13 protein-coding genes are annotated in these 11,595 nt (G+C 66.5%); 2 read left to right on the plus strand and 11 right to left on the minus strand.

All coding sequences use genetic code 11. The features are described 5' to 3' along the window. Positions 1-200 precede the first annotated feature (200 nt). The 11 genes from VFP86_12580 to coxB all read right to left on the minus strand — a co-directional run bounded on the left by VFP86_12580 (position 201) and on the right by coxB (position 10,312). Positions 201-797: a histidine phosphatase family protein gene (locus VFP86_12580; protein ID HET9000475.1), complete on the minus strand. Its 597-nt coding sequence runs from the start codon at positions 795-797 to the stop codon at positions 201-203. An 82-nt stretch (positions 798-879) separates the two neighbouring features. Further along, entirely contained in the window at positions 880-1,167 is a 288-nt protein-coding gene (locus VFP86_12585; GenBank protein HET9000476.1) for an FAD-dependent oxidoreductase, read from the minus strand. 22 nt (positions 1,168-1,189) lie between these two features. Beyond that, on the minus strand, positions 1,190-2,833 hold the full coding sequence (pgi, locus tag VFP86_12590) for a glucose-6-phosphate isomerase (GenBank protein HET9000477.1): 1,644 nt from the start codon (positions 2,831-2,833) through the stop codon (positions 1,190-1,192). A gap of 186 nt (positions 2,834-3,019) precedes the next feature. Beyond that, positions 3,020-3,853, minus strand: a complete 834-nt coding sequence (locus VFP86_12595) for a cytochrome c oxidase assembly protein (GenBank protein ID HET9000478.1) — start codon at positions 3,851-3,853, stop codon at positions 3,020-3,022. Next, positions 3,853-5,265 carry a cytochrome bc complex cytochrome b subunit gene (locus VFP86_12600; GenBank protein ID HET9000479.1) on the minus strand — a complete coding sequence of 471 codons (1,413 nt, stop codon included), beginning with the start codon at positions 5,263-5,265 and terminating at the stop codon, positions 3,853-3,855. Before VFP86_12600 ends, VFP86_12595 begins: the two co-directional genes overlap by 1 nt. Next, complete coding sequence (locus VFP86_12605; GenBank protein HET9000480.1) at positions 5,262-6,155, minus strand: Rieske (2Fe-2S) protein; 894 nt, start codon at positions 6,153-6,155, stop codon at positions 5,262-5,264. The genes VFP86_12600 and VFP86_12605 overlap by 4 nt, the downstream gene beginning before the upstream one ends. A gap of 18 nt (positions 6,156-6,173) precedes the next feature. Further along, positions 6,174-6,926 (minus strand): c-type cytochrome, encoded by a 753-nt coding sequence (locus tag VFP86_12610; protein ID HET9000481.1) that lies wholly within the window; start codon positions 6,924-6,926, stop codon positions 6,174-6,176. 20 nt (positions 6,927-6,946) lie between these two features. Continuing rightward, positions 6,947-7,552 carry a cytochrome c oxidase subunit 3 gene (locus VFP86_12615; GenBank protein ID HET9000482.1) on the minus strand — a complete coding sequence of 202 codons (606 nt, stop codon included), beginning with the start codon at positions 7,550-7,552 and terminating at the stop codon, positions 6,947-6,949. A gap of 35 nt (positions 7,553-7,587) precedes the next feature. Then, positions 7,588-7,971 carry a cytochrome c oxidase subunit 4 gene (locus VFP86_12620; protein ID HET9000483.1) on the minus strand — a complete coding sequence of 128 codons (384 nt, stop codon included), beginning with the start codon at positions 7,969-7,971 and terminating at the stop codon, positions 7,588-7,590. Next, entirely contained in the window at positions 7,971-9,605 is a 1,635-nt protein-coding gene (gene ctaD, locus VFP86_12625; GenBank protein ID HET9000484.1) for a cytochrome c oxidase subunit I, read from the minus strand. Before ctaD ends, VFP86_12620 begins: the two co-directional genes overlap by 1 nt. Then, entirely contained in the window at positions 9,602-10,312 is a 711-nt protein-coding gene (gene coxB, locus VFP86_12630) for a cytochrome c oxidase subunit II (GenBank protein ID HET9000485.1), read from the minus strand. The genes ctaD and coxB overlap by 4 nt, the downstream gene beginning before the upstream one ends. Positions 10,313-10,596: 284 nt before the next feature. Here coxB and VFP86_12635 point away from each other — a divergent pair, with 284 nt between their 5' ends. Both VFP86_12635 and VFP86_12640 read left to right on the plus strand, forming a co-directional pair. After that, complete coding sequence (locus VFP86_12635; protein HET9000486.1) at positions 10,597-11,307, plus strand: DUF1275 family protein; 711 nt, start codon at positions 10,597-10,599, stop codon at positions 11,305-11,307. 87 nt (positions 11,308-11,394) lie between these two features. Further along, positions 11,395-11,595, plus strand: a 201-nt coding sequence (locus tag VFP86_12640) for a thiamine pyrophosphate-binding protein (GenBank protein ID HET9000487.1), incomplete at its 3' end; no start/stop codon positions are given.

Consider the following 11,595-nt stretch of genomic DNA (forward strand, 5'->3'; position numbering starts at 1 on the left):
CGAGCTGAACCAGTTGCTGCGGCGGAACTACGGCATGGTCCACACCACGATCCAGTTTGAATGCGCGGGCTGTGACCCCAATCACCTGTACTGCAACCTCAGATCGAGTGGCGGGTTGGCCCAAGATCACGTGGCCGTGGAATACTCCCGTCCGCGATCTCCGTAACGCCCGGCGGCCGGCCCGGCGGGGGACCATCACCTCACGGGCCCACGTGATGCGTGTCGTTCCACAGTCGGATCACCGGTTGAGAAAGGGTGTGTTCGTAGCCCAGCGCGCTCAGGCTCGCCGTGCCCAGCAGGAAGTACCTGCCGGCGGCGGGTTCGAGCCCGAGCCAGCGGGCGGCCAACATCCGCAGGAAATGCCCGCTGGAAAACAGCAGCACGTCCCCATGGACCGCGCGCACGCGGCTCACGACGCGGTCAGCCCGCACGCCGACCTGGTCGGGCGTTTCCCCTCCCGGGCAGCCGTCGCGGAACAATTGCCAGTCGGGGCGCTCCGCGAGGATCTCGTCCGTGCGACGACCCTCATAGCCGCCGTAGTCCCATTCGACCAGGTCGCGATCTACCTCGGCCGTGTCCCCAAAGCCTGCCAGCGCGCACGTGCGGGCCGCGCGTTGCAGGGGGCTAGTAAACACGCCGGTGAACGTCATCCCCTTTAACCGCTCCCCGAGGCGACGCGCGTTGCGCTCACCGCGCTCGGTCAGCGGGAGGTCGGTCAGTCCCGTGTGCTGACCTGAGATGGTCCAGGCGGTCTCACCGTGCCTGGCAAGGTAGGTGACGGGAAGCATGTTGCTCATGACTCCCACGCATTGGCCTCCAGCTTCGCCTCCTGCGTCGGGGGTTGCTGGGGCCACCCCGGCAAGTCGGTGCCGCCCGTGATCAGCCGTGCGCCCCATTCAGCTGGACGGTACGCGCCTCAAGGTCGATGCGCGTGACATTACCCATGAGGACCTCAACGTGAGGGTGCCGGCGCAAGATCCCCCGAATTGGAGCCGCGATCTCCCCCGGAGACAGCGTCGTGGTCGCTACCTGATAGAGAAGCGGCTGAAAAGTGTGGTGGTTCTTGCGATCGATGACAATGACGTCGACCGGGTAGCGGGCCAGCGTTTGGGCCGCGGTGAGGCCTCCGAAGCCGGCCCCGACGATCACAACGCGGGCGCGGGGCATGAACGTGTCGCCTCTTTTCGGATCATGCGGGTTGTGCCCGCATCCGCCGGTACCGCCGGATCAGCTCGGTCGTCGAGCTGTCGTGGGCGTGGGCGGTTTCTGCAGGCGCGATGAGTTCTGGGATGATCCGCTGCGCGAGGACCTTGCCGAGCTCCACCCCCCACTGATCGAATGAGTCGATCTGCCAAATGGTCCCCTGCGTGAAGACGCTGTGCTCGTACAGCGCCACAAGCTTGCCCAGCGTCTCGGGCGTCAGCCGGTCGGCCAGGATGACGGTCGAGGGGCGGTTCCCCTCGAAGACGCGGTGCGGAACCAGCCAGTCGGGCGTGCCCTCGGCCGTCACCTGTTCGGCGGTCTTCCCGAAGGCCAGGGCCTCCGCCTGGGCCAGCATGTTCGCCATGAGGAGATCGTGGTGATGGTCGAGAGGGTTGAGTGGCTCGACGAACCCGATGAAATCGCAGGGGACGAGCTTCGTACCCTGATGGAGGAGCTGGTAGAAGGAATGCTGGCCGTTGGTCCCCGGCTCGCCCCAGTAGATGGGTCCCGTCTGATAGTCGATGCGCCTGCCGTCGACCATGGCGGACTTGCCGTTGCTCTCCATCGTCAACTGCTGCAAGTAGGCGGGGAAGCGCTTGAGGTACTGGTCGTAGGGGAGCACCGCAACGGTCTGCGCGCCGTAGAAGTTGTTATACCAGACGCCGAGCAGGCCGACCAGGACCGGAAGGTTGCGCTCGAAGGGCGCGGTCCGGAAATGCTCGTCCATGGCGTGGAAGCCCGCGAGCATGGACCGAAAGTGGTCCGGGCCGACGGCGATCATCGTCGACAGGCCGATCGCCGAGTCCAGGGAGTACCGTCCGCCGACCCAGTCCCAGAACCCAAACATGTTGGCGGTGTCGATGCCGAATGCGGCCACCTCGCGGGCATTGGTCGAGACGGCCACGAAATGCCGGGCCACCGCCTGTTCGTCACCGAGGGCGTGCAGTGTCCAGGCGCGCGCGGCCTTGGCGTTGGTGATCGTCTCGAGCGTGGTAAACGTCTTCGAGGAGACAACGAACAATGTCTCAGCCGGGTCGAGGTCGCGCGTCGCCTCGACGAAGTCGGTCCCGTCGATGTTCGAGACGAAGCGGAAGGTCATGTCGCGGCGGCTATACCATCGGAGCGCCTCATACGCCATCAGGGGACCCAGGTCGGACCCACCGATGCCGATGTTGATGATGTTCCGGATCGGCTTGCCGGTGTAGCCCCGCCAGGCGCCCGAACGGACGCGGTCGGCGAACCCCGCCATGCGGTCGAGTACGGCATGCACTTCCGGCACGGCGTCCTGCCCATCGACGATGATCGACTGTTGTTTCGGGGCGCGGAGGACGACGTGCAGCACGGCCCGGCGCTCGGTGACGTTGATCTTGTCGCCCCGGAACATCGCGTCGATCCGCTGCCGGAGCCCCGAGCTCTCCGCAAGGGCGAGCAGCAACCGCAGCGTATCGTCCGTGATGCGGTGTTTGGAATAATCGAGGTAGAGGCCGGCCCCCTCAACGCGCAGGCGCTCGCCGCGGCGAGGATCGGCGGCGAATAGGTCGCGGAGGTGATGGCCCCGTGTTTCAGCGTAGTTCGTCTCAAGCGCCGTCCAGGCAGGGCTGGAGGTCAGCACGATCGGTTCGGTCTTCATGGTCGCCTCTCTGTGTCAATGCATTTTCGGCCGCGGTCAACCTGCGTGCGCTACCGCACCGGACTTTTCGACGATACAGGAAAGGCTTCGTCGTGCAGGCTTGGCGTTCCGCCCGCGGGGAGACTCTTTCACCCGGATGTTCGGCTCGCCCTTCGGGCTGAGGCTCTTGTTGGGCGACGCGCGCTGCTAGACCGCGCCGGTCTCGCGACGCTCCAGCGCGGCATCGAGGCGCCGGGCCAATAGCGTTTCATGGCGAGCCCAGGCCGCCGCCACCGCGATCATGGCGATCAGGAAGGGGATCCCGCCGAGGATCCACATCACGGCCGCACCGGCGCGCTGATCGGCCAGCGGCGACCGGCCGGCGAGCAGGTTCGCCACTTCGTAATGCGGATACAGCAGGCGCGTGGACTGGTAGAGCGAGACGGCCAGGAAGACATTGGGAGGTCCGGCCACCATCAGATAGAGCAGGCGGAGCGGATGGCTCAGTCGCCAGCGGGATGGTTCGGCGGCGACGACCGGCATCCAAAAGAGGAGCGCCGCGCCGAGGTAGAGCGCGTGCTCGAGCATATGCACGAGCGGGCGCTCCAACGCCGCCTCAAATAGGGCCGAATAATGGGATCCCCACATCACCGCCGGGAAGGCGCCCCAGGTCAGTACAGGAAACTGTAGCATTTGGACGGCGGGATGGCGGAGGGTTCGGCCCAACGGGCGCTGCCACGACGCAGGCGCCGCGTGGCGCGCGACCGACAGCGGTGTCCCCAGGATCAACAGCGGCGCGGCGACAATCATCAATAACAAGTGCTGCACCATGTGGATCGCAAACCGGCGATCCGCGTACGCGTCCAGCGGCGGGGCGAGGGACGTCCACAGGATAAGCGCGCCTGAAACGAACGCCGCGATGCGCCACCGGGGAAATGGTCGCAGCACGTGCGTGGCGTTGTATCGACGGACTCCAACGAAGTATAGCAGGGTGACGGCTCCGCCGAGGGCAGTGAGCGGAAGGGAGGGTGCCGCCGCCATCAGTGGCCCCGACGCTCAGCGGTGCCAGCACCACGATCCGGCCCGTCCGGTTCGACTTCCTCGAAGCCCCCGGTGGCCGACCGGCGAAGGCGGACCCAGCGCCCGACGCGCGCGGATTCGGGAGCGCCCCCATTGAGGTCCCGGCAAATCCCGTACGTGAGGTATCCGGCGACCGGAGGGACGACCAGGAGCGCGACGCGCAGCCCCACCGTGATCCACTCCACCGGGACGCCAAAGAATCGGGCCAGGACGTCATTGCTCCCGGCCACAGTCAGGATGACGGCGAACGCCAGCACCCCGACGCCGACGCCGCTGCGCCAGGGCACGTCGCGCACCCGGTTCAGCAGGTGGTGGGGCGCATCGTCTCCTGTGATCCGATGCTCGATCAGCGGCCAGAGCAGAATCCCGGCGAAAAACGCCCCCGGGAACAGCACCCCCACGATGAAGATGCCCGGAATCAGGTGGCCGAACAACTGGATGTCTCCCCGCGGGGCTAGGCGGAGGATCCCCTCCAGCCACCCGATGTACCAGTCGGGCTGCGCGGGCGCGCTCGCCGTCGTGGGATTGTATGGGCCGTAAAGCCACACCGGGTTGACCTGAAACAAGCCTCCCAGCAGGGCGAGGATCGCGACGACCACTAGCGCCAGGCCTACCGATTTCATGGCGTAGTGCGGCCACAGCGGTGACCCGACGACCATTCGCTCGGTTCGTCCGGGTCCGGGGAAGAGCGTGTGCTTCTGATGCCAGACGATGGCCAGGTGGACACCGACCGCCGCGAACAGCAGGCCGGGCAGTAGCATGATATGCAGCACGAGCAGGCGCCCAATCACAATCGGGGTGGGGAACTCCCCCCCGAAGAAAAGGAAGGCCAGCCACGTCCCAACCAGCGGAATCGACAACACGACGGAGTAGGCGATCCGGATGCCCGTCCCGGAAAGCAGGTCGTCCGGGAGGGAGTAGCCCGTGAACCCCTCGAGCATGCCCAGGATGAGGAGCCCGGTCCCCACGAACCAATTGATCTCCCGCGGCCTTCGGAACGCGCCCGTGAAGAAAATCCGCAGCAGATGGACCACGATCGCAGCGACGAACACGAGCGCAGCCCAGTGGTGGATCTGGCGCATTACGAGTCCTGCGCGCACCTCGAAAGAAAGCCGGAGAACCGATGCGTACGCCGCGGACATCCGCACGCCGGCGAGCGGCGCGTACGGCCCGCTGTAGGTGACGTCCTGGCCAGACGCGGTGTAAAAGAGCGTCAGGAACGTCCCCGTGAGCACGAGCAGTACGAAACAATACAGGGCGATCTCCCCGAGCATGAACGCCCAGTGATCGGGGAACGCTTTGCGCAGCGCCCGTCGGGCGAAGGACGCCGCGCCCAATCGGTCGTCGAGCCACAAGACGAGCCGGCGTATCATGGCCGGTCCCAGAATCCAGGACCGACGGGTTCCTGGAAGTCGGCGCGGGCCCGCAGCACGCCGTCGGCCCGGGCCTCGAGCGGCAGTTGCGGCAGCGGCCGTGACGCAGGCCCGAACACCGGCGTGGCGCCGCTGAGCACGTCGAATGTGGACTGGTGACAGGGGCACAGCAACTGGTGCGTGCTGGCATCGTAGAGCCCGACCGGGCAGCCCGCGTGCGTGCAGATCTTCGAGAAGGCGACGACGCCGTCCGGCGCCCACGCCAGCCGTCCGGGGCGCAACTGCAGACTACCCGGCTCCACACGGATCAGCAGCACCTGTGAAACCGGGGAGCCGACGAATCCCTCCGGGAAGACTGTGACCACCGAACCGACTTCTAGATCGCGAACGCTGACGGGATGGCCCTCGTTATCGACGACCCTAGCGCCGGCACTCCACTGGGTGTGAAATAACGATCGGCCTGGGCCGGGTCCCAGTGACCTGATCGGAAACAGCGCCGCGAGGCCGAGCGCGCCGAGTGCGCCAATCAACAACCGGGAGAGGGCCGTGCGGCGGGTCAACTGGCGCCCGCCCATCTGGAGCGCAGTTTCAGCGGCGGCACGCATGCCGGGCGGCGACGGCTCGGGCTCCCGTTCCTCGCTGATTTCCTCAGGGATGAGCAGATCCCTCGCCCACAAAATGATCCCCGCGCCAAGCGTTCCGAGCGAGACGGCCAGGAGCGCGCCTTCCAGTTGTGGCTGTCCCCCGACGGCGTAGACCGCGGTGAGAGCCAGGCTCGCCAGGATGGAGAGGATGAACGCCGTCCCGACCAGGCGCCCATGTCCGTTCGCGGCGGGGCGTCCTGGCGAAGCATTGCCGGTGGCCCGCGGCTGCCGTCTCACCCCGTCCATCCTACTCCTCCTTGCGCCTTACGTGGTCGTGCCAATGAGCCGGATGGCCACGACCATCAGACCGAGACCGAGCAGCCACGCGACGAATCCCTCGATGACCGGGCCTTCGTGCCCCAGGCTCAGGCCTCCGGGATCCGGGGCATGCCTGAGGAAGACCACGTAGCGCACCAGGGCGTCGAGGTCACCGGCATCGATGATCTGCCTGCCGAACTTCGGCATCGGCCCGGGCCCGATCCGGATGGCTTCTGCGATCTGGGTCGGGGTGGCCTCGTGCAGGGACGGCGCCACCTGACCCTGTGCGACCGCCGCCCCTTGGCCGTCCGCGCCGTGGCAGGGGGCGCAGTTTTCGCCGAACAACTGCCCGCCGCGTGCGAAGCTCCCCCGCTCGGGGCGCACGGTCGGAATGGGCGGGCCGCCCGGTCCAAGCGAGACGATATACGCAACGAGCGCGTCGTTCTCAGCGCGCGAGAATCTCGGGGGTTGCCGTAGCGTCGGCTGGTTGGGATCCGCCATGGGCATCCGCCCGGTGGTGAGCATGAAATCCACCGCGGCGGCGCCGACGCCGATCAACGGGAGGGCCTGAGGTGTGCCGGTTCCCCCGAGTCCATGGCAACTCGAGCAGTGCGTGACGTACAACACTTCCCCCCGCCCGCCGGCCGGCCCTTGGGGCGACGTGGTAAGCGGGGCCGCAGGCGTCACGCCCGCGCAGAGCGTGATCCCCAGCCCTGTCGCCAGCCACAGGCCCAGCATCCACGCACTGCGTTTCCCCACGACTTCGCGCACCCCGGTCGTCAGCGAACCAGGTACACGGTCGCGAAGACTCCGACCCAAACCGTGTCCACAAAGTGCCAGTAGTACGCCACGGCGTCCGGACCCGACCGGTCACTACCGCGATACGCCCCTTGAGCGATTCGCGCCACCACCCCTCCCAGCAAAATGAGCCCGACGAGCAGATGCAGCGCGTGAAACCCCGTCAGCGCGAAGAAGATCGTGCCGTAGGCGTGCGTGCTCACGGAAAACGGCGATGCCGCCCACTCCGAGAACTTCCATCCCATGAAGGCGGTGCCCATGGCGGCGGTCAACAGGATGTAACCACGCATCGCGGCAAAATCCTGGCGGCGCAGGCTCTGCATCGCCAGGTGCATCGGGACACTCGACCCCCAGAGGACAATCGAGGCGGCCGTCGCCTGGAGGCGGGCCGACGAGGTGAACGCGGCGAGCGCGTCGTTCGGAGGCCAGACCGGTGTCACGCTACGAAGCGTGTAGTACGCTGCGAAGAGGCTGCCGAAGAAGATGATCTCTGAGGCAATGAAGAGCACCATCCCGAGCAGCACCGGCGCCGGGTACTCCGGGCGGCTGTGGGGCGTGGCGCGCGTCTCACTGATCGGAATTTGCATCGCCGCGATCGAACCTCACGCCATGCTGATGATGATCAGGCGGCTGCGGTCTCCCGCATCAACCCGATGAGCGCCGCGGTCGTCACGACCGCCCCGGGGATCAGCAGCCACGTGCCGTAGACCAGGCCCGCGAGCCCGGCGGTCAGGCCCGCCGCGAGCACGATGGGCCATCCGCTGCCGCGAGAAAAGACGCCGATCGGACGGCCCGCCCGTTCTTCGGGCCGGAGGTCCGGGTCGTCGCCGTCCGGCGCGCCCTGCCTTGCGGCCACACCGAGGTAGAGGGACGCGAAGAGCAGGGTCACGCACCACAAGCCGAACATCATCGTTCCCGCGATCTCGTACGAGACGAACCAGTAGACGACGTCGACGACGAGGAAGAAGGCCGCGGAGACCGCGAAGACGCGCGAGGTACTCCTCATCAGGCTTCCCTCCCGAGGCCGGCGACCCCTGGATGGCGGAGATCGAACGTTGGCCGCTCGGAGCGGATGGGAGGGATCTTGGTGAAGTTGTGCTCCGGCGGCGGCGAGGCCGTCGCCCACTCCAGGGAGAATCCACCCCATGGGTCGGGCCCGGCAGGGATCGGACGGCGTCGCGAGATCCAGACGTTTGCCAGCAGGGCCACCGCCGAGAGGCCCATCAAGAACGCGCCTGCCGTGGCGAGCATGTTCATTTCGGCCCACCCGGCGAGAGCCGGATACGTCACCACCCGGCGCGGCATGCCCCAGAGCCCGAGCAGGTGCATGGGGAAAAAGGTCAGGTTGAAGCCGATAAACGCCAGCCAGAAATTGAGCCGGCCCAGAGACTCTCGCAAGAGCGTCCCGGTCATCTTGGGAAACCAAAAGTAGATCGCGGCGAAGACGGCAAAGAGGCTGCCGCCCCCCAACACGTAGTGGAAGTGGGCCACCAGGAAGTAGCTGTCCTCCACATGGTAGTCGATCGGCGGAGATGCGAGCATCACTCCCGTGATCCCGCCGAGCAGAAAGTTGAGCAAGAATCCGATGCAGAACAGCATCGGGGTGGGAAACGTGAGCTGGCCGCGCCACATTGTGCCGATCCAGTTGAAGAACTTGATCCCGGTCGGCACGGCGATCAGGAACGACATCGCCGAGAAAAACGGGTTGACCACGGCGCCGGTGGTGAACATGTGATGCGCCCACACGCCCATGGATAGGCCGGCGATGCCCAAGGTGGCCAGCACCAGGCCTGTGTAGCCGAAGACCGGCTTGCGGGAGAAGACCGGGATGATCTCCGTGACCACGCCGAAGTACGGCAGGATCATTACGTAGACTTCGGGGTGCCCGAAAAACCAGAACAGGTGCTGGTACAGGACGGCGCTTCCGCCGTGCGCCGGATCGAAGATATGCCCGCCGAGCCGGCGGTCCACGAGCAGTAGGGCCAGCGTGGCGGCGAGCGGCGGAAACGCGATCAGGATCATGAGGGACGTGACGATCATCTCCCACACGAAGATGGGGAGACGCCACATCGTCATCCCCGGCGGCCGGTAGACGAGCGCCGTCACCAAGAGGTTGATCGCGGTCATGATCGAGGACGCGGCGACGAGGACCAACCCGAGGATCCAGAGGTCCATGCCCGGGCCCGGCGACCCGATGGTCGAGAGCGGCGCGAATGCCGTCCACCCGGACGCGCCGGCGCCGGAACTGGTCGCCAGCCCGCTGAAGACCACCAGCCCCCCAAAGAGAAACAACCAGTACGACAGCGCGTTCAACCGCGGGAACGCCATATCGGGCGCGCCCACCTGCAGCGGCAGCACGTAGTTGGCCAGGCCGAGCCCGAAGGGGGCGATGACCAGAAAGATCATCGCGGTGCCGTGCAGCGTGAACAGTTGGTTGTAGGTCTCACGCCCCACGAGATGCAGGCCCGGTTGAGCGAGCTGGGCCCGCATGAGGAGCGCCAGCGCCCCCGCCACCAGGAAGAAGGCCACCGTGGTCACGATGTACAGGACGCCGATGCGCTTGTGATCCGTGGTGGTCAGCCACGCCAGCAGTCCGGGCTGGCCCGCGGCGGGCGCTGCGCGCGCCACCACGGCGGTCACGGCCCTCCCTCCGGATGGCGCAACCAGCGCTCGTACTCCGCAGGGGACACCGCGCGGATCCTGAAGAGCATGCGGGTGTGATCGAGACCGCAGAACTCCGCGCACGATCCTAAGTAGGTGCCGGGGTCCTGTACGGTTAGGTCGACCTGATTGGTGATCCCGGGCATCGTGTCCCGTTTGAAGAGGAACGACGGAATCCAGAAGGCGTGCATCACGTCGGCCGACTCGAGGATGAATCGGATGGGCCGGCCGGTGGGGACCACGGCCTCGGGAGGCCGGTCCGGCGTGCCCGCGACCTGCACCGGGGTGCCCTCGTACTGGAACCGCCAGGACCACTGGAAGCCGGTCACCCGGATCGTGACCGGTGGATCCGCTCCGGTCGCGACCTGGTCGACGAACACCTCGGTGCGATAGGTCAGGATGAACAGCCCGGCGACGATGAGCAGCGGGATCGTCGTGTACGCGATCTCGAGCGGAACGTTCTCGCGGAACTGCGGCGGTAGTTCGTCGCTGCGCTTGCGGTACTTGACGATCGACCAGAAGATCAGGCCGTAGACCACCGCGGCGACCCCGACCGCGGCGAAGAAGAAGACCGTCCAGAGGGCGTGGATCTGACGCGCCTGCAGCGTGGCTCCCTGTGGAGGCCCGAATGGGCTCCCCAGTCCAGCAGCGAGGAGCGCGATGTGCCACGGGAGTGACGTGACCATGACACGACCGGGGATCCGACCTGGACTCGCGTGCTCGATCGCGTATTCCCCCGGAGTTTCCTCTTGAGTTCCTGAACTCCTTCCATCGGGGACCTTCTCGGCTGTTTGCCCCACCTGCCCTGGTCAGTCTCCACGAAAGTCCGTTCGTGTCCTCCGAAGATCTTCAACGCCCGCTGGTCTGATAGTGGAGGGCGCGCATTTCTTCTGCAATAATGAATGCGAGTTTTGCCATCGCCGCGCGCACAAGGCGAATGAGGAGGGGCTGCCCTCGAGGGAGGTCGCGCTTGCGTCCGGCGCCGTCGGTCGATAGTTCGCTCGCCACGAAGCTGCTGCCAACCGTGCTCCGCGTGATCGCCGGAAGTGCGGACGTCATCAGCTTTCTCGGGCTGGGCGGCCTGTTCACCGCTCACATCACCGGCAACCTAGTCGTTCTAACCGCGCACATCGTCAGCGGCGACGCTGCCCAGGTCGCGCCGATGCTCTCGGTTCCGGTGTTCATGATGGCGCTCGGCCTGACGAGATTGCTTGCCTATGGTTTGGAATCGCGTGGGCTCGCCTCACTGCGGCCCCTGCTTCTGCTGCAGTTCCTGCTGCTCGCCGCCTTTCTCGTCCTCTGCATTGCTGCCGGTCCGCGCATCGACCCGAACGCGGCAAACGCGATCCTCGCTGGCATGGTCGGCGTCTCGGCGATGGCGGTGCAGAACGCATTTGCACAGATCGCGCTCCGAGGGGCGCCGCCAACGGCGGTGATGACGACCAACGTCACCCGCTTTACGATGGATGTCGTCGAAGTGTTGCTTGGACGCGATCCGGGCGATGTCGCCACGGCGCGCACCCGCGCGAAACACACCTGGCCGGCGATCGTCGGCTTCGTCGTCGGCTGCGGCCTCGGGGCGGCGTTCGAAGGTGCAGTTGGCCTGTGGTCCCTAACGTTGCCCGCGGGTCTCGCCCTGGTGGCGCTTGCGATGGGTTTTGCGGATCCAAGCTTAGGCTGAGATCGGGGGCCCGCGGTTCGTCCGGCGCAAGGAGCTGAAGCGATTCGAACGAGGAAGGGAGTTGACGCTGCTGTGGCGAGGAAAAGTGTGGCGGCGCTTCTCGTTGAGACGCTCGCGACCGCCGGAGTGGACCGAATCTACGGAGTCGCGGGGGATTCCCTCAACGGCATCACCGATTCGATTCGTCCGCGGCACGATATCCGCTGGTGTCACGTCCGGCACGAGGAAACCGCGGCGTTTGCCGCCGGGGCAGAGGCGCATCTGACCGGTCGCCTCGCCGTGTGCGCC

It is taken from the genome of bacterium, assembly GCA_035703895.1.
GTDB lineage: Bacteria > Sysuimicrobiota > Sysuimicrobiia > Sysuimicrobiales > Segetimicrobiaceae > Segetimicrobium.